Origin of the sequence: Sporolactobacillus putidus (assembly GCF_014647035.1) — a bacterium.
Taxonomy (GTDB): domain Bacteria; phylum Bacillota; class Bacilli; order Bacillales; family Sporolactobacillaceae; genus Sporolactobacillus; species Sporolactobacillus putidus.
Genome location: NZ_BMOK01000001.1, coordinates 133,079 through 151,504, shown reverse-complemented (window position 1 = coordinate 151,504; position 18,426 = coordinate 133,079). Strand labels below are relative to the sequence as shown.

General features: G+C 48.5%; 14 protein-coding genes and 1 other annotated feature. Of the genes, 13 read left to right on the top strand and 1 reads right to left on the bottom strand.

Annotated features, from left to right (window positions below; all coding sequences use genetic code 11):
- The first annotated feature begins 102 nt into the window (after positions 1-102).
- The 9 genes from hemC (at position 103) to IEX81_RS00770 (ending at position 10,613) form a co-directional block, all read left to right on the top strand.
- Positions 103-1,023 carry a hydroxymethylbilane synthase gene (hemC, locus tag IEX81_RS00810; RefSeq protein WP_188801417.1) on the top strand — a complete coding sequence of 307 codons (921 nt, stop codon included), beginning with the start codon at positions 103-105 and terminating at the stop codon, positions 1,021-1,023.
- Between the two features lie 26 nt (positions 1,024-1,049).
- Positions 1,050-1,829, top strand: a complete 780-nt coding sequence (locus IEX81_RS00805; RefSeq protein WP_188800854.1) for a uroporphyrinogen-III synthase — start codon at positions 1,050-1,052, stop codon at positions 1,827-1,829.
- A gap of 4 nt (positions 1,830-1,833) precedes the next feature.
- Positions 1,834-2,820, top strand: coding sequence for a porphobilinogen synthase (gene hemB, locus IEX81_RS00800; RefSeq protein WP_188800852.1), 987 nt, complete (start codon positions 1,834-1,836; stop codon positions 2,818-2,820).
- 3 nt (positions 2,821-2,823) lie between these two features.
- Positions 2,824-4,116, top strand: a complete 1,293-nt coding sequence (gene hemL, locus IEX81_RS00795; protein WP_188800850.1) for a glutamate-1-semialdehyde 2,1-aminomutase — start codon at positions 2,824-2,826, stop codon at positions 4,114-4,116.
- A gap of 184 nt (positions 4,117-4,300) precedes the next feature.
- Positions 4,301-4,993 carry a DUF421 domain-containing protein gene (locus IEX81_RS00790; protein ID WP_188800848.1) on the top strand — a complete coding sequence of 231 codons (693 nt, stop codon included), beginning with the start codon at positions 4,301-4,303 and terminating at the stop codon, positions 4,991-4,993.
- Between the two features lie 598 nt (positions 4,994-5,591).
- Positions 5,592-7,142 (top strand): serine hydrolase domain-containing protein, encoded by a 1,551-nt coding sequence (locus IEX81_RS00785; RefSeq protein ID WP_188800846.1) that lies wholly within the window; start codon positions 5,592-5,594, stop codon positions 7,140-7,142.
- Between the two features lie 169 nt (positions 7,143-7,311).
- Positions 7,312-8,631: a LysM peptidoglycan-binding domain-containing protein gene (locus IEX81_RS00780; protein ID WP_188800844.1), complete on the top strand. Its 1,320-nt coding sequence runs from the start codon at positions 7,312-7,314 to the stop codon at positions 8,629-8,631.
- Positions 8,624-9,550, top strand: a complete 927-nt coding sequence (locus tag IEX81_RS00775; protein ID WP_188800842.1) for a hypothetical protein — start codon at positions 8,624-8,626, stop codon at positions 9,548-9,550. Before IEX81_RS00780 ends, IEX81_RS00775 begins: the two co-directional genes overlap by 8 nt.
- A 22-nt stretch (positions 9,551-9,572) precedes the next feature.
- Positions 9,573-10,613 carry a protein kinase family protein gene (locus IEX81_RS00770; protein WP_188800840.1) on the top strand — a complete coding sequence of 347 codons (1,041 nt, stop codon included), beginning with the start codon at positions 9,573-9,575 and terminating at the stop codon, positions 10,611-10,613.
- Positions 10,614-10,618: 5 nt separating this feature from the next.
- Here the strand turns inward: IEX81_RS00770 and IEX81_RS00765 are convergent, their stop codons facing one another.
- Positions 10,619-10,801, bottom strand: coding sequence for a YszA family small membrane protein (locus IEX81_RS00765; protein ID WP_188800838.1), 183 nt, complete (start codon positions 10,799-10,801; stop codon positions 10,619-10,621).
- A 147-nt stretch (positions 10,802-10,948) separates the two neighbouring features.
- Positions 10,949-11,208: a binding site (T-box leader), on the top strand.
- A 47-nt stretch (positions 11,209-11,255) separates the two neighbouring features.
- On the opposite strand from IEX81_RS00765, the gene IEX81_RS00760 reads away from it, so the two are divergent.
- From IEX81_RS00760 to IEX81_RS00745, 4 genes are all read left to right on the top strand, one after another.
- The gene (locus tag IEX81_RS00760; protein ID WP_188800835.1) at positions 11,256-13,892 is read left to right on the top strand and encodes a valine--tRNA ligase; all 2,637 of its coding nucleotides are present in this window, start codon (positions 11,256-11,258) and stop codon (positions 13,890-13,892) included.
- 89 nt (positions 13,893-13,981) lie between these two features.
- The gene (locus IEX81_RS00755; RefSeq protein ID WP_188800827.1) at positions 13,982-15,310 is read left to right on the top strand and encodes a bifunctional folylpolyglutamate synthase/dihydrofolate synthase; all 1,329 of its coding nucleotides are present in this window, start codon (positions 13,982-13,984) and stop codon (positions 15,308-15,310) included.
- A gap of 217 nt (positions 15,311-15,527) precedes the next feature.
- Positions 15,528-17,222 carry a sensor domain-containing diguanylate cyclase gene (locus IEX81_RS00750; protein WP_188800825.1) on the top strand — a complete coding sequence of 565 codons (1,695 nt, stop codon included), beginning with the start codon at positions 15,528-15,530 and terminating at the stop codon, positions 17,220-17,222.
- Positions 17,223-17,365: 143 nt separating this feature from the next.
- The gene (locus IEX81_RS00745; RefSeq protein ID WP_188800822.1) at positions 17,366-18,409 is read left to right on the top strand and encodes a hypothetical protein; all 1,044 of its coding nucleotides are present in this window, start codon (positions 17,366-17,368) and stop codon (positions 18,407-18,409) included.
- The last annotated feature ends 17 nt before the right edge of the window (positions 18,410-18,426 follow it).

Genomic DNA, 18,426 nt, shown 5'->3' with positions numbered 1-18,426 from the left:
GTACTTTGACGGATCAGCAGATTTTTTTATTTAATGTGCAGTAACCTGAAAAGATGAAACTTTGTTTACTTGTTTTTCGGAAGAGAGAAATGGGGAATGGCAATGAGAACGATTCTGGTCGGATCAAGGAAGAGCAGACTGGCCCTCATTCAGAGCCGCTATGTGATCGGGGCGCTGTCGGGTCTGTCGCCTGATTTTGATTTTCAAATCAGGCACATTGTGACGAAGGGTGATAGAATTTTACATGTAACCCTGTCAAAAGTCGGCGGCAAGGGGCTGTTTGTCAAGGAAATCGAGCAGGCGCTGCTTGACGGAACGATTGATTTTGCTGTCCACAGCATGAAGGATATGCCGGCGGAGCTGCCGGACGGTCTGGAAATTGCCTCGGTTCCGGTGCGCGAGGATGCTCGCGACATGTTTTTTTCCAGAAACGGCGCATCTCTTGAAGAACTGCCCTCAGGGGCCGTTGTCGGGACGAGCAGCCTCCGCCGTGCGGCTCAGCTCCTTCATTTTCGTCCTGATCTGCGGGTACAGTCCGTACGTGGCAACGTCGACACAAGGATGGCCAAGCTGAAGAACGGGGAATTCGATGCCATTGTTCTTGCCGCGGCAGGAATGAAAAGGATGGGGCTTCCCGAACTCAAAACTGCGGAGTATCTTCCGTTCGGGGTTTCATTGCCGGCGGTCGGCCAGGGTGCGCTGGCGATCGAGTGCAGATCCGGAGACGCGGAATTAAAAGCCCTTCTGAAAAAGATTAACGATGAGGAGACGGCTGTCACCGTCCGGGCCGAACGTGCCTTTTTAAAAAAACTGAACGGGGGCTGCCAGGTGCCGATCGCCGCCTTTTGCGAGTGTAAAGGGGATACCGGGCTCGCGCTGACCGGGCTGGTCGCTTCTCCGGATGGCGCGACGGTTCTGAAGACAAGGTTGGAAGGCACCGATCCGGATGTTCTCGGGACTCAGGCCGCCGGCGAACTGCTTGCGCGCGGTGCCGGAAAAATTTTATCCGAATTCAGCAATTAAGCAGCAGGGATTGGGGGAGGAGAAGGATGGGATCGGAGCTGCGGGGCAGACGTGTGCTTGTCACGAGAGCCGGGAACCAGTCGGCTTCGATGTGCGCACGGATCCGATATCATGGAGGAGAGCCGGTCGCCGTCCCGGTCATCGGCTACCGGAAGGCCGGGCTCTCGGAAGAGGAAAAACGCGCCTGGCTCGACTCGGTCCGGATGGCCGACTGGATCGTTTTGACAAGCAAAAACGCGCTTGATTTTTTTATGAGCACGCTGGATGATCCGGATCGATTAAAAGGGGTCAAGCTGGCTGCCGTTGGAAAAAAAACCGGCCAGGCGCTCGAAACCTTTGGATTGAGGGCGGATTTTATTCCCGAACGGTTCACTGCACGTAGTGTGGTCGCCGCTTTTAGGAGCGGACGCCTCAAAGCGGCGCGGATCGCCGTGCCGCTCGGCTCGATGGCGGATACGTCCTGGCTTGACGAACTCAGAAAGCTGGGCGTCGGGGTGACGGGCCGGGTGCTGTACGAAACCGTTCCGAATGTTTCTGCCAAAAAAGTTCTTGCGGACACAGTGGAAGCGCACGGTGTTGACGCGATCACCTTTGCCAGTCCCTCTGCTGTTCGTTTTTTTACCGAATTATTGGATGAAAGTTTGTGGCGCAGAGCTTTGGACACGTGCGCTGTTGCGGCGATCGGAACCGTAACCGCACAGGCGCTGGAATCACTGGGCTGTCCCCCTGATGCCGTTCCCGCAAACTTTACCGCAAACGATATGATCGATGCATTAGCCGACTACTACAAAAAAAGGAAGTCATGACAAGATGAATCCATTAAAATTTGATCGCCACCGCAGGCTTCGCCGGACAGATACTTTAAGAAAAATGGTTCGTGAAACATTTCTCAGACCATCCGATTTTATTTATCCGATTTTCGTGACGGCCGAAGGGACAGGCATAAAAAAAGAAATTCCATCCATGCCGAATGTCTTCCAGTATTCTTTGGACCGCCTGGATGAAGAACTGTCGGAAGTGGTCGGACTCGGCATTCCGTCAGTAATATTTTTCGGCATCCCGAAAGAAAAAGATGCTGTCGGCTCCGGGGCCTACGATGAACACGGGATCGTACAGGAAGCGATCCGCCAGGCAAAGAAAAGCTATCCTGAACTCGTTGTCATTGCCGATACGTGCATGTGCGAATATACGGATCACGGACATTGCGGCATTATTCATGACGGGGACGTGGACAACGATGAGAGCTTGGAATATCTGGCCAAAACGGCAGTTTCCCAGGCGGAGGCCGGTGCTGATATCATCGCCCCGTCGAATATGATGGACGGATTCGTCATGGCTATCCGCCATGCGCTTGATGAGGCGGGATTTGCCAATATTCCGATCATGTCTTATGCAGTCAAATATGCGTCGGCATTTTTCGGACCTTTTCGCGACGCTGCGGAGAGCGCGCCGAAATTCGGCAACCGAAAAACGTATCAGATGGATCCGGCAAACCGCCGGGAGGCACTGAGGGAAGCGGCTTCGGATGTCGGGGAAGGTGCCGATTTCATCATTGTCAAACCTGCCCTTCCTTATCTGGATGTGCTCCGCGATGTACGCAACAACGTCAACCTGCCGCTTGTCGCCTATAACGTCAGCGGTGAATACGCGATGGTCAAAGCGGCGGCGCAAAACGGCTGGATCGACGAGAAGGCGGTGGTTCTGGAGTCGCTGACGGCCATGAAACGGGCCGGTGCCGACCTGATTATTACATATCATGCGAAGGACGCTGTTCGCTGGCTCGGGGAGGAAGTGTGAACGATGGAATTTAAAAAATCAATCGCCGCGTTCGAAGAAGCGAAACCCTTGATGCCGGGCGGGGTCAACAGCCCGGTCCGTTCCTTCCCGTCCGTGGACCTGAATCCAATCTATATGGATCATGGCAAAGGTTCAAAGATCTATGATCTTGACGGCAATGAGTACATCGACTACGTCCTGAGTTGGGGACCGCTGATTCTCGGACACGCCGATGAAAAAGTCATTGAATTTATCAAGAAGACAGCGGAAAAAGGGACAAGCTTCGGAGCGCCTCATGTGCTTGAAACGAAACTGGCCGAACTGGTGATTGAGCGTGTTCCTTCCGTAGAGATGGTGCGCATGGTGAACTCCGGGACTGAAGCGACGATGAGTGCGATCCGGCTTGCCCGGGGCTACACCGGACGTGAGAAGATCCTGAAATTTGAAGGAAGCTATCACGGGAGTTCCGATTCATTACTGATAAAGGCCGGATCCGGCGTCGCCACGCTTGGTCTTCCGGATAGTCCCGGGGTCCCGGCTCAGCTGGCGAAAGATACCTTGACCGTGCCCTACAATGATGTGGAGAGCGTTGCGGACGTGTTCAAACAGTATGGCCATGATATTGCCTGCATCATTGTTGAACCGGTCGCGGGAAACATGGGCGTCGTTCCGCCAGTTCCCGGTTTTCTGCAGGCATTGCGTAAAATCACAAAAGAATACGGCTCACTACTGATCTTTGACGAAGTCATGACAGGCTTCCGTGTAGCCTATGACTGCGCCCAGGGTTATTATGGCGTGACACCCGACCTGACGACGCTCGGAAAAGTGATCGGCGGCGGGCTGCCGGTCGGCGCGTACGGCGGCCGGCGGGACATTATGAAGCAGGTCGCACCGGAAGGTCCTGTCTATCAGGCGGGCACCTTGTCGGGAAACCCACTTGCCATGGCGGCAGGCTATATGACGCTCTCGCAGCTGAAACCGGATGATTATGTAGAATTCCGGAAGAAGGCGGACCGTCTGTCAGAAGGGTACAAAGCCGCCGCAGAAAAATACGGCATTCCGCTTTCGGTCAACCAGGCCGGCGCGATGATGGGGTTCTTTTTCACCGATCAGGAAGTTATTAATTATAAACGTTCGAAATCATCCGATCTCAATCACTTCAGAAACTATTTTGCGGCGATGGTCGAGCAGGGGATCTCTCTGCCGCCATCGCAGTTCGAAGGCGTATTCCTGTCGACCAAGCATACGAATGACGATATTGAAAAAACCATTGCCGCTGCAGAAATTGCCTTCAAACGTATTGCAGAATCGGAATAATGATTGTTCATCAACAAACCCAGAAGAAAATCCCTGCCTTTTTGTGCGGGGATTATTTTTTTACTCTCAAAACCGTTTTTGCTCACCTAGCGGCGGATAACTTCAGGCATTCGGTAAATATTTTTCAGAAATTGAATCACAATAATAAGGTGTTTTTTTAAAAAGTTTATCGAGGGTGAGAGGCATGCATTTTGTATCGATAGCATTTGAACTTGTGATTGGCTTTGCGGCCTTATTTGTTATGACAAAAATACTGGGGAAGGCGACGCTCTCGCAGATCACGCCTTTTGACTTTATTTCCGCAATTGTTCTTGGAGAATTTGTCGGCAATGCGCTTTACGACAAAGATATCAAAATCAGTTCAATCCTGTTCTCCATCGCCTTGTGGGGGAGTCTGATCTATGCCGTGGAGTGGTGTACGCAAAAGTTCAGGGGTACAAGAAGTTTTCTTGAAGGAAGTCCGTCCATCGTTATCCGGAACGGGCACATTGACCGGGAGGCGATGAAAAAAGAAAAACTGGATATGAACATGCTTCAGAACCTGCTCAGACAGAAAGATGTCTTCTCCGTCAGAGAAGTGGCTTACGCTATTCTCGAGACCGACGGGACAGTCAGCGTGTTGAAAAAAACGAAATATGCGACGCCGACAAATGCCGACATTGAGCAGCAGCTTCAGATCGAGCAGCGGCAAAAACCGGTATACTTGCCGGTAACATTAATCAGCGACGGCAAGGTTGACTGGGAAAACTTGGAAAAGGCAGGGCTGAACGAAGAATGGCTGCTAAAAACACTTCAAAGCCGCCATATCGATCGTTACAAGGACATCTTTTACTGTGAATGGAAGAAAGACGAGGGTGTTTATCTTGAAAAAATGTAACGGGGCACCCCTCCCGTCATCTGAAGGTGTGACGGCGGACTGAAGGAAGCGTTCAGACGGCAGGAAGAGTCAAAGGCATAAATGAAACTCAAATTGTGTTCTGATTATTCACACTTATTGATTCTTTGATCGTTACTGTTGATATTTTTAACTTTACTGATGATAAACGGCGATTTACTGTTGATTCTTTTGATATTACTGTTGATAATCTGCCGTTTACTGATGATTCTTTGAATAAGCCGACGACTTTTTAATGAATAACCAGCGATTTCCGGCGGCAGATGTTCCAAAAGGAACCTGAACGCTATGATTTTCCGCTGAGCAGTGAAAACGCCCTAAACCTGTTCAGAGATTTTTGTAAACCGCTTGATCAGGCACACTGATCATAACCAGTATCCAGTGCGCAGAAACATCGATCATCCGCAAGTGAGAGGACTGCTTCGGAACTTACAAAAGAAAATGTTAAACTTCTTAGTAAGAGAAGCCGAAACGCCTATCTGTGTCTTGTCAATGGGGTCCACTTTAAATAATTACAAGCCTAGAAGTAAAACTTATAATATTAAGTTAAAAAACTAAACTAAGGATGGAGTAAGATGATATGAAAAAAGCCATTAAATTATTTATAGTATTTATGACTTTTGGTATTCTCATTAGTGCACTCTTCCAATCAGTTAAAATTTATGCAGCAGAGAATGAAAGTAATGGGATAAATAATTTAAATAAGGACTCAAATGAGAAGATACAGAATTTAATAGAAAACAATATGGATAAAGGAAAAATTCCAGGTTTGTCTGTGGTAATAGTAAAAGGCAATGAGACAGTATATCAAAAAGGATTCGGATATGCTGATTTGGAAAATAAAACACCCGTTACATCTAAATCTATATTTGAAATTGGATCCAATAGTAAGGCCTTTACTGCTTTAGGTATTTTGAATCTGCAAAAAGATGGACTAATCAAACTTGAGGATAAGGTAACCAAGTATATTCCTTGGTTAAAAGTTAAATATGAGGGAAAAGATGCATCAATAACTATAGAACAATTGCTCCACCACACCAGTGGAATACCTTATAATACTATAGATAAAATACCAAGTTCAAATGAAGACAACGCATTAGAGAAAACCGTTAGAACATTGGTGGGTATTAATCTAGATAGTAAGCCTGGAGAAAAATATCAATATGCTACTATAAATTATGATGTACTAGGCTTAATTATTAAAAAGGTTACTGGTAGTTCCTATGAAAAGTATATAGAGGATTCTGTTCTAAAACCTATGAATTTAAACAATACATATCTAGATAGAGGACAAGTAACCGATGATTCAATGACAAAAGGGTACAAACTAGCTTTTTTAAAACCGAGTCTATACGAAGCTCCAGTTTACAGAGGGAATAAGCCAGCCGGATATATTTTATCTAATGCTGAAGATATGGGGAAATGGCTTAAGATTCAATTGGGAACATCCAGTGATTCTAATTTCAGTAAAAATTTGATCAAAATTTCACAGCAGCCAAGTCGTAGAACATCTCCTTTAGCTGATGGATCATCCTATGCAGATGGATGGTTTGTATACCAAAGCGGTAGTGGAGAGATTTCTCATAGGGGGAATAATCCAAGTTATTCTTCATTTATTGTATTTAGACCAGAAGAAAAAATTGGAGTGGCGATACTTGCCAATATTAATTCGGAATATGTGGCAAAAATTGGACAAGGAATTAATGAAATACTTCAAAGTAAAGTGGATAATACCGACGTAAAAGATATAAATAAAACTACAGATAATGTCTCTGTTTTAGTTATTGTCATTACTGGTTTAATAATAATTATTACTCTATACTTTACTATCAAAGCATTAATACAGATATTTAGAAAGGAAAGAAAATTAGATATAAGTAAAAGAAGTATTTTAGCTTTTACTATATCCTTAATTTTTGTAGCTGGACTCAGTTATGCAATATATCTAATTCCATACATTCTATTCAACGGCGTATCGTGGAGTTTTGTGTTTGTGTGGCTGCCCAAAAGTATAAAAGTAGCTCTTTATCTTGTATATAGCACAATATGGCTTGTATATATTTATTCAATACTGGTACGCTCCTTCAAAATGCATGATGAATCAATGTCTCTTTTCCGGTTCCGGAAATGAGCCGAAGATCTAAATGTAACATGAACGACATCCGTATCCCCGTTCACGTTTAACCCTGACGCGCTGCCGAGCAGCGCTTTTTTGTTTGGCCCCTTTTGTGTCGGGGCTGAGCATAAATCCTGTCTTCATGCATAGATCTGTAATAAGAATGGATGAGAGGGTGGAAAGGATGTCTCAATCTTCGAGCGAAAGTCTGCAGTTTTCAATAAATGAATCGGTATGGCTGCGGGACGACGCGCCAGCCGAAGAAATACTGTCCATGGCGCTGGAGCCGGACATTACTGTTGAGGAAAATTGGAACGATGTGACCATTAAAGGGTTTCTCAGGCTGACCGGAGAATATACACCGACGAGAATTCCGGCGGATGCTGTTGAGGACAAGACCGCCCCTTTTCGAACGATTGATGAAATCACCGAAACAACGTCCGGAACAGCGGTTCTGGAACATCATTTTCCCATTGATATCACGATTCCGGTAGACCGGGTGCCGAATCTGGATGAACTTTTCGTCGTGATTGAGTCTTTTGATTATGAACTGTCCGAACACCGCCATATTCAGCTTCAGGCCGATATTGCCATTACCGGGCTGACCAATCAGAGCCGCAGCGAAAAAAAGGCGCAGCCTCCGGAAAAGCCTGAAGCCGCAGTTCCGGCGCCTGTAACTGAAAAGCCTGCCAAGCCTGCCGAAAAGAAGAAAGCAGCCGAACCAAAAATGAAGAAAGCTGAAAAGGGTCCTTCGGCGCAGGGGAAGGCTGAAAACCCGCCGGAAAATATTCCGGAAAAGGTGGAAAAGGTGGAAAAGGCGAAGAGCATACCGGAAAATGTCACAAAGAAGGTAGAAAAGGCAAAGCTCATGCCGGAAAAGGCCAAAAAGGAGGCCCCTAAAGTTCACGAACCTGCGGGGAAAGCTGATAAAAAAGCGCAAAAAGCACAGAAGCGGTTTGACGATCAGGAAGAAGACAATGAATTGCTGCAGCTTCCCAAAGAAATTGATGATTATTCAGATGACTTTGATCCGATGCCGACGGACCGCGAAGTTGAGTATGATGAGGATCAGGAAGCTGAAGAATTTCAATACGAAGCTTTTCGCAGGCCTGAACCCGCAGGGGAAGAGAGCACGCCTCAGGTCGCTTTCGGACGTCCGGACAGCGGAGCGGCGGGCCGATATGCTTCGTCTGCACCCATTGAGGCCGGCCAAACCGGGGAGAACGATTCTGCCGGGAATCTGCAGAATGAAAAGCAGACATCAGGGCCGGAAGAAGCGAACAGTCTTTATTTGACAAAAGTGCTTGCCGGAAGCGACGCCGAGCAGCAGACAAGAGTAAAGATCTGCATTGTCCAAGCGGGAGAATCGCTTGAGAGCATTTCTGAGCGTTACCAGGTCCCCGTGACGAGTCTTCTGAGGAGAAACGAACTGTCTTCGGGCAATATCGAGGCCGGACAGATTCTTTATATTCCCGGGAGAGCAAAAGGAAACAAGGATGAATGATAATCTGCAGATTCTGTTTTCTGCGCTGCAGGCGAACTATCATTTTCGTCAGCTGAAGGTGATTAAAGAGCAGCCGATGATTGTTGAAACGGAAAGAGGACTGAAGAAAATACGTGTCTGGAATGATGAGCGGCTTCTAAGAAGACATGTCAGCTGGCGCATGAAGCTGATCAATGATCGTTTTTTTGTTGATCGCATGTACGTGACGCAGTCCGGAAATCCGTTTATCCGGCTCGGACGCTTTGCGGTGACTTGCCATGATGCTCCGCTGGAAAGAGCCACTCTGTCCGGAAATGAACCGATCTGGGCCGAGACCGTTTCCACGTTGGTTGCGAAAAGCAGGGACTCGGTCAATAATCATGAAAAATCTACCGTCATCCGGCAGCACGCAGAAAGTATATTTGAACAGTACAGGCAGACGGGATTATTTTCCGGAAGTACCGGAAAACTTGCCGCGGCATGCTATCCGTCAGTCCGGGAAAGGGCGGAGCAGGCGGATTCTCTGAGAAGCAGGCACAGCCGCCGCAGCGAGTCGGTCATTCTGCCGGATACATTTTCACTGGGGGACAGCAGGTCGCTGCTTGATACACTATTTATCGAGTTTGGCCAGAAGGCGCCCGTTAACGGATACCGCGGGCTTGCCCGTTTTTTTTTAGATGGGTTCAGGGAAAGCGGGGAAGAAAGCGTTCGCAGCTTTTTTTTGTGTTTGAAGGAGAAAGGGGTACCCGACCGGGAAACAGCCGATCTTGTCCGCGCCGAGTGGTTTGACCCGTCCGAGTGGTTTTGGCTGGTCGATTCCCTGTCCAACGCTTCGGAAGACAGTCAGAGAGATCAGGACTTGCAGGCTTTCAAAACGGTCTGGGATCACAAAACCCGGCTAATCGGACTGTTTGATTCTGTTTTTTCACAGCCGGTTTGACCAGGAAAGCGAGTGAACTGCCATGGCGGCGGGAGAGAATCTGCATTTTAACCGAATACTTTTTCAGTACGATCTCGTTCCCCTCAGAATGGATCCGCTCGGAAACGTAATTAAGGTGGAGACGGCAAACGGCACATTCGCGCTCAAGCAAAAAAAGCTGACGGACCGGCAGATACGGCATCTGCACAAAGCCTATTCTCTGGCCGGCAGACTGATCATTGACGCGGTCGGTCCGCTTCCTTCCAAATACGGAGATCTGGTGGTCCGAGGCGAAGAGAACAGTTATTATTTAATGCCCTGGTTTGAAGAAACCGTGCCCGATTCGGATCTGTCTGAACGTTATCGCCATTTGTTTGTGCGGTCCGCCCAACTGCACCGGCAGACGCTTCAGGAGGAAAAAGACGCATCCGATCTTTTCGCAACGGCGGCTCAGATGGTCGGCGCCAGGCAAATTGAGTGGGAACGCTTCCTGAATAGGGCAGAGCATCGTGTCTATCCTTCTCCCTTTGAACAGTGCATCCTCAGCTTCACGGCGGACGGTCTCAACAATATGCAGCGGGCATTCGCCTATTTTTCCAAAGGGCAAGAGAAAAATGAAGACGGATCAGGCAAAAAGCTGCGGCGCGCGCTTTGTCACGGCCGCCTGAGCCCGCTTCATTTGCTGATTGAAGGAGAAAAGAGTTTCTTGTGCAATTTTGAAGAATCCGAAGAAGATTTCTTTATCATTGAAACGGCCGCCTTGTTTGAGCAAGCCAGCGTTATGCTTTCTCCCGCCGGTGAGTCCTGGAACCGGCTGCTGCATTCTTACTTTTCAGAGTGTCCGCTGAACGAAGAAGAATCGGAATTTCTGTTCCATTTACTGCTCTGTCCGAAAGCCCCGCTCGACCTGATTGGAGAATACGAGGAAAACAGGGGTCATAGCGAACAATGGTATACAAAGAGATGGATGAGGCTGAGCCGGGCGTACACAGAAATGACCGGTCAGCTGCAACAGCTCCTTGATCAGAAAAAAAAGAAAGAAGAAGAAGCGAAAAAAGAAGAGGAACAGGTAAAGAATGAATGAGCGCGCTACAGCCATTTTTTTAGAAAAGCGATATAGATGAAAAAAAGAATAGCAGCAATCAGAACGTCGAAAGTTGTCGGAATGAAAATGGCCCGTATCAGCTGAAAAATCGCCAGCGGAAGGACGATCACGCCCAGGCCTTCACGGATTTTTTTGAAAACAGGAGGAAAAAGATTTTTTTTGAACAAGAGATGTTCTCCTTTCTTTAGCCGAATCTTTTTGTTTCAGTTTATGAAAGACAATAGGCCTCCGTGCGGTAGAACCCGTACAGGAAAATGTATGAATCATTGACGAAATGAGAATAAAGTATATATAATAATTACAAAACTTGAGATCTAAATGCTGAGACAGGGAGTAGTACACATCTTTATGCTGGAAGAGGATGGATCAGTCGTCCATTCTCTGGGAGAGAGGGAAACCGGTGCGCTGAGAGGCTTCCCCTGCTGCCGGAGTGGAAGTTGCCCTTGAGCAGTCCTTCTGAAACGCTGTTTAGGCGGAGTAGGAAGGTCCGGAACCCCGTTATCGAATCATGAAGTGTGCGCGGCTGTTTATGCGCAAATTAAGGTGGTACCACGGAGCTTTCTTCGTCCTTGCGATGAAGAGGGCTTTTTTAGTTTAGTGGAACGTAAAGGAGCTGTAAAAATGGCAGAAAACGAAATGGCAACAAAATATGATCCCAGTCTGACCGAAGAAAAGTGGTATAAGACATGGCGGGAAAAAGGATACTTTAAGGCCGACGAGGACCCGTCGAAGAAGCCGTATTCGATCGTCATCCCGCCTCCCAATGTTACCGGTAAACTGCATCTCGGGCATGCTTGGGACACGACAATGCAGGATCTTTTAATACGGTTCAAGAGAATGCAGGGCTATGATGCGCTCTATCTTCCGGGCATGGATCACGCGGGCATCGCTACACAGGCCAAGGTTGACGCCAAGCTGAGAAAAGAAGGCAAATCACGATATGATCTTGGGCGCGAAAAGTTTCTCGAAGTTGCCTGGGACTGGAAGGAAGAATATGCGTCTTTCATTCGCAGGCAATGGGCAAAACTCGGCCTTTCCCTTGATTACTCAAGGGAAAGGTTCACGCTCGACGAAGGCTTGTCGACGGCCGTTCGCAAGGTGTTTGTCAGCCTTTATGAAAAAGGGCTGATCTACAGGGGGGCGTATATTATCAACTGGGATCCGGCTGCGAGAACGGCACTGTCCGACATCGAAGTCATATACAAGGAGATTCCCGGTTTTCTATGGCACATCAATTATCCCCTGGCTGACGGTTCGGGCTCTATTCAGATTGCGACGACGCGGCCCGAAACGATGCTCGGCGATACGGCGATCGCCGTCCACCCGGATGACGAACGCTATAAAAATATAGTCGGGAAAACCGCGATTCTGCCTATTGTCGGCAGGGAAATTCCGATTGTTGCCGACAGTTATGTCGACCGGTCCTTTGGAACCGGAGCCGTTAAAATTACGCCGGCCCATGATCCGAATGACTTTGAGGTTGGGAACCGCCATGATCTGCCCAGAATTCTCGTTATCGATGAGCGCGGCAAAATGAATGAGAATGCCGGTAAATATCAGGGACTGGACCGTGATGAATGCCGGAAACGGATCGTCAGGGATCTGGAAGAAGCCGGGGCTCTCGCCTATACGGAGGAACACGCTCATGCTGTCGGACACTCGGAACGTACAGGTGTCGTTGTCGAACCGATTTTATCGACACAATGGTTCGTGAAGATGAAGCCATTGGCCGAGGCGTCACTGAATATGCAGGAAACGGATGACAAAGTCAACTTTGTTCCGGAGCGTTTTGAGGGGACTTACAGGCACTGGATGGAAAACATTCGTGACTGGTGTATTTCGCGGCAGCTGTGGTGGGGCCACCGGATACCGGCATGGTACCATAAACAGACCGGCGAAGTGTATGTCGGGATGGAAGCGCCGAAAGATAGTGAAAACTGGAAACAGGATGAGGATGTGCTCGATACTTGGTTCAGTTCGGCACTCTGGCCTTTCTCAACGATGGGCTGGCCGGATGAGGAAGACCCCGACTTCAAACGGTATTTTCCGACCAACGCGCTGGTAACCGGCTACGACATTATCTTCTTCTGGGTTGCGCGAATGATGTTCCAGTCGACTGAATTTACAGGAAAGAGCCCGTTTCGCGATGTTTTGATCCATGGTCTCGTACGCGATGAACAGGGACGGAAGATGAGCAAATCGCTCGGAAACGGCATTGATCCGATGGATGTCATCAAGCGCTATGGGGCGGACGCGCTGCGCTACACGCTGGCGACGGGAACAACACCGGGTCAGGATCTGACCTTCCAGTGGAGCAAAGTTGAGGCAAACTGGAATTTCGCGAATAAAATCTGGAATGCGTCACGCTTTGTGATCATGAACCTTGACGGCTTTTCGTTTGACGATGTTGACCTGACCGGTGACAAGTCCATTGCCGACCGCTGGATTTTAGCACGGCTGAATACGACCATTGAAAAAGTGACCGCACTTTATGAAAGCTATGATTTCGGCGAGGCCGGGCATTATCTTTATCAGTTCATATGGGATGACTTCTGCGACTGGTATATCGAAATGGCGAAGCTTCCGCTGTACGGAACAGACGAGTCGGCAAAGAAAACCACAAAGTCGGTTCTGACCTATGTGCTTGATAAAATACTAAAATTGCTTCATCCGATCATGCCTTTTGTCACTGAGGAAATCTGGCAGCACCTTCCGCACCGCGGCGAAACCATTATGCGCAGCGAATGGCCGCAAAGCGCCGCGGGATGGATGGATCCGGCAGCGGAAGAAGAAATGGCACTCCTGCAGAATATTATCCGTTCCGTGCGAAACATCCGTTCAGATAAGAATGTCGCACCGAAGAAACCGGTTGCGATGCTGATCAGGACATCTTCCGAAAAAGAGACGGGCATTCTGAACCGGAACAGGGCCTATATTGAACGGTTCTGCAATCCGTCTACCCTCGAGATCGGATCAGCCGTCCGGTCTCCGGAGAAAGCTGTGTCCGCTGTTGTGACCGGTGCAGATGTGTACCTTCCGCTTGAAGGACTGATTAATATTGATGACGAAATAAGAAGGCTCGGCCGGGAACTGGATAAAATGAATGCGGAAGTGGACCGGGTACAGAAAAAACTAAGCAATCCCCGTTTCGTCGATCAGGCTCCTGAGCAGGTTGTCGGCAAAGAACGCGAGAAAGAAAAAGACTACTTGCAGAAACGGGAAAAAATTCAAGCGAGAATCATCGAATTAAAAGCCTGACGGTAGACATTTGAAGTCCGGTGCCGGAAAATAAACGGTGATGGGATACTGTTCCCATCGCCGTTTATTGATCATATGGGGGTTAAGCCATGTTTACAACGATTGAGGAGACACTTCAGTGGATTCACGGGCTGATTCCGCACGGGATCAAGCCCGGAACAAAGAGAATGGAATGGATGCTTGCCAGAATCGATCATCCCGAACGGAATATCCGGGCGGTGCATGTCGGGGGAACGAACGGCAAGGGATCTACGGTCTGCTATCTGTGGCACATCTATCAGGAGGCGGGATTTAAGGTCGGTACGTTTATCTCGCCCTATATCACATCTTTTAATGAACGGATTATGGTAAACGGCCGGCCGATCAGTGATCAGGATCTGATCAAGGCCGCCAATAGGGTCTATCCGCTGACCAAAGCGGTCGATGCCGAAACGGATCTGGGTGAGCCGACCGAATTTGAAGTCGTGACGATGCTCAGTTTTGTCTACTTTGGGAAGATGAATAAGTGCGATCTTGTGATTTATGAAGTTGGCCTTGGCGGCCGTCTTGATTCCACAAACGTGATTCATCCGCTCGTTTCAGTTATCACGAACGTTGCCATGGATCATATGAAACAGCTGGGCAGCACGATCGCCAGCATTGCGCGGGAGAAAGCCGGAATCATCAAGAACGGTGTCGGCATCATAACAACTGCGGAAGATCCTGACGCACTGACGGTCATCCGTCAGACAGCCGAAGCCAAAAGGTCGAATCTCTATGTTCTCGGCCGGGAGTTTCGGGTCAGATCGCTCGGTCACGATAAGATGGGGGAGCATTTCAGCTTTGACGCTTTGTATCTGCATGAAGAGGATCTCGCCATTCGCATGAAGGGCGAACATCAGCTTAAGAATGCCGCAGCCGCGCTTATGGCCGTCGAGTATTTGAATACATTTTACGGCATCACGGCGGAAGAAGACGAAATCAGGTCGGGACTTGAGAAAACCGCCTGGCCGGGCCGTTTTGAACAGATGTCAGCGAAACCGCTGATCGTCATCGACGGTGCTCACAATGTCCAGGGAACGGAAGCACTTGTGCAAACCGTAACGCGTTATTATTCGGACCGTAAAATTCATGTGCTCTATGCGGCACTGGAGGACAAGCAATACGTACAGATGGTCCGTATCATCGGAAAGGCGGCCGCAGATCTCACATTGACAACATTCGCCTATCCGCGTGCGGCAGGAAGCGAACTGCTCTATAAAGCATCCGGGCATGATAAGAAAAGGGAGATCGCGGACTGGAAGGATGCGCTGCACAGACTGATCCGCGAAACGGGAGAAGACGAGGTATTGCTGATCTGCGGATCGCTCTATTTCATTTCCGCAGTCCGGCATTACCTGCTTGATCAGGTGAACGACCGGCAGAAACATTTATCATAAAGGGACTTTTTTAACAGATACGGAGTGAAGAACTCTTTATCGTGAATGACCTTGTGGCCAAGTTTGTTTGGAGGTGCAAGGTTTTTTTTATGGTAAAAAATCAGATGTTTGGAAAAAACTTTCATTATTTTCATTCTTTTGTTACAATACACTTAGTCAAAAAGTATGAATTTGATCGGCACAAATCGCACATCTTGACAAAAAGGAGGAAGTGCGATTGAGTAAAACGCAAAGGCGAACGATTTGGCTGACCTGGCTTGTCGTGATTTGTATTTCTTTTCCCCTTATGTACACAGTCGATCCGCCGAAAAACGACTCGATTCCTTCAATTCTCACTGTAGGTATCGTTTTTATGATCACCGCTCTTTTCAGCTTCAAGGTAAAGGGGACGGATATCATTGTTCTTCAGGGCATCGGCCTTGCCGCATTCCTCATTTTTGGACTGTTTCTTGAAGCGCTGATGACACAATTCGGCATTTTGGTTTATTTGATGACTCGGCGGATCGGCAAAAATGAAATGTATCGCATCCCCGTAAATTCGCTGATGTTTCTTGCAGTGTCCGTTGCCGCCGCCTCTGTATATTACCGGCTTGGGGGGAGGACGGAGGAAATCGGGCATAATCTGCTTACTGTAAATCTTATTCCGGTTTTTGGTTTTTATCTGGCTTCCTACGTTGTGAATGAGATATTTATTTATTCATATCGGAGATGGTTCCTTCCCAAAACGGGAAAAGTGAAAGTCATCGACAGAGACACCATCTGGGAGATTGTCGCGACTTTTTTAATGATGCCGCTCGGAATTGCCTTTTATTACATGTATTCAATCAGGGGTTTGCCCGGTATGTTTATTATTGCGGTTCCGATGGTCGCTTTGTCGATCGTTATCCGGGTAATCAACAGCAGTCAGGAATTGGTTCGTTTTTTACAGAAGGTGAATCACCTTGGGCAGAAACTGACAGAGGAACTCTCTGCCAAACATGTTCTTGATTTGTTTTTCGAAAGGGTTCCGGAAATGATTCCGGTTGATTATTTGTACATCGTCAGCTACATACAGCCTGACAAACCGAAAATCGTGCGTCTCTACCGACGGGATAACGGCAGGACTTTCATACCGTTTCAGAAGGAGGCAGACATCAGCCTGCACGTGTATCGTGAAGGCAAACCGGTCATGGGCCAGAGAAACAAGAGCCGCTATCCCTTTTTGTATGCTCTTTCGGAGGGAAAAGCCAGGTCTTTTCTTTCCGTGCCGATGATGTATCACGGCCAGGTCATTGGTGTTCTGACTCTTGCTTCCGACATGAATAAGGCCTATTCAAAATCCAACCGAATCGGTATGGAAATTATCGGGGATTTTCTCGCTATCGCGCTTGAAAACGCCCGTAACTTTGAAATACGGAAAAAAGAAAGCGAGAGGTGCCCGCTCACGGATCTTTACAACTACAGGTATCTGATGAGGGCGCTGACACGTATTTTCAGTGACCCCGCTGCAGCAGTGTTTTCCATTATTATGTTGGACGTTGATAATTTTAAAGGGGTTAACGATACATACGGCCATCAGAGCGGCAATGCCATTTTAATCGGCGTCGCTGACAGGCTTCGCCAGACGGTTGGGGACAAAGGGATTATTGCCCGTTACGGGGGCGAGGAATTCACGGTTGTCCTTCCGGGAATGGACCGGAACTTGTGTTTTGCGATGGCGGAATCCATCCGTCAGGCCGTCGCCTCCGAACCCTTCATGATCTATATTGAAAACGAACACCGTTACAAGCAAATTTATATAACGATCAGCCTGGGAACATCAACTGCACCTTTCGACGCCAAAGATCCAACGGAACTGATTTATAACGCGGATCACGCGATGTACACCGGTGCTAAGCGCATGGGAAAAAATCGTGTTGCCCGCTTTGTCTAGAGTGCACCCGGCGGACGCGGTGATCATGTAAAATAATAGCGAAAAAAAAAGGGAACGAGACGACACAGGTCTCGTCCTTTTTTGCTTTTAGTATGCTATCCTTTTTCGGAGGAAATCCGGTCTCGCAGAAGGGAGAAATGGATTTGGCCGATAAGAAGAAAGAATCACCCCGGGTGATCATTACGTTCAACGGAAAAAAGCACACGCTTGAAGAATGGACAAAACAGGAAACGGCCGCGGATAAGGAAAGACAATTAAACTGGAACCATGCTTTTCCGAAGAATCCGGATACTGCCGATCGAGAAAGTCCATATATAAATAATAAACCAAGTCGGATTAAATCTTATCTTCGCGTCAGGCATGTGTTCGGCCGTAAGAAAATAAAATGGCCGGCGGGCGGGCGGACGATCCGCGAAACACTTTATCCGGTCAGGCACTTCTTGCTTCCAGCCGCCGCCGCCATTGTGGTCGGCCTGTCGATCGGTCTGTCAATGCTGCTTGTTTTTACCGGACAGACTGGGCCGGGACAGGGAGCGTGGACGTCCGGGACCGGCCGTTCCGCAACTGCGGGACAATCGCTTTCTCCGGTCACGAATCAGAGTCTCGGACTTTCAGTTTATGTGATTCAGTCAGGAGTCTATTCAACGCAGGCCGCAGCCGGGCAGGCGGCCGGGCAGCTTAGGAATAACGGAGTGGCTGCCGTCACGTTTAATCAGGGCACAACAGATATTTTTATCAGTGCGGCTTCGACGGCGGCAGGGGCCGCAAAGCTGGCCGGATACTTTAAAAACCAGGGGATACCGGTATATCAGAAAAACATACAGTTCAGCGCTTCAGCGAATCCGGCGGTTTTAAAGGACGGGAGTGCGGCTGCTTTTGCCGCTCAGGGCAAGGCGCTGATGCAGGATCTGCTTAAGATTTCAGAAGAAGCCGTCAACAATCACTTTTCTCCTTCGGGACAAGCGCTCGCCCAAATGGACAGGCTTCTTAATAGTTGGAAATTACCAAACGCCGGTTCCCTAAGCAGCCGGGACGGGCAGATCGCTGAAAATTTCAGGAAAAGCGCCGTGACGGCCGCAAGCAGGGTTCATGCGATGCAGGCAAAAGGAACCGGTACGTCTTTTAGCACCTATCAGCAATCTCTTCTGGAGACTATCATGCTGTACCGTGATCTGATAGCAAAATAAATAGCCGAACTGGAAAA

Excerpts from the sequence above, each read along its gene's own strand:
- hemC (WP_188801417.1), top strand. The coding sequence starts at position 103 with ATGAGAACGATTCTGGTCGGATCAAGGAAGAGCAGACTGGCCCTCATT.
- IEX81_RS00805 (WP_188800854.1), top strand. The coding sequence starts at position 1,050 with ATGGGATCGGAGCTGCGGGGCAGACGTGTGCTTGTCACGAGAGCCGGG.
- hemB (WP_188800852.1), top strand. The coding sequence starts at position 1,834 with ATGAATCCATTAAAATTTGATCGCCACCGCAGGCTTCGCCGGACAGAT.
- hemL (WP_188800850.1), top strand. The coding sequence starts at position 2,824 with ATGGAATTTAAAAAATCAATCGCCGCGTTCGAAGAAGCGAAACCCTTG.
- IEX81_RS00790 (WP_188800848.1), top strand. The coding sequence starts at position 4,301 with ATGCATTTTGTATCGATAGCATTTGAACTTGTGATTGGCTTTGCGGCC.
- IEX81_RS00785 (WP_188800846.1), top strand. The coding sequence starts at position 5,592 with ATGAAAAAAGCCATTAAATTATTTATAGTATTTATGACTTTTGGTATT.
- IEX81_RS00780 (WP_188800844.1), top strand. The coding sequence starts at position 7,312 with ATGTCTCAATCTTCGAGCGAAAGTCTGCAGTTTTCAATAAATGAATCG.
- IEX81_RS00775 (WP_188800842.1), top strand. The coding sequence starts at position 8,624 with ATGAATGATAATCTGCAGATTCTGTTTTCTGCGCTGCAGGCGAACTAT.
- IEX81_RS00770 (WP_188800840.1), top strand. The coding sequence starts at position 9,573 with ATGGCGGCGGGAGAGAATCTGCATTTTAACCGAATACTTTTTCAGTAC.
- IEX81_RS00760 (WP_188800835.1), top strand. The coding sequence starts at position 11,256 with ATGGCAGAAAACGAAATGGCAACAAAATATGATCCCAGTCTGACCGAA.
- IEX81_RS00755 (WP_188800827.1), top strand. The coding sequence starts at position 13,982 with ATGTTTACAACGATTGAGGAGACACTTCAGTGGATTCACGGGCTGATT.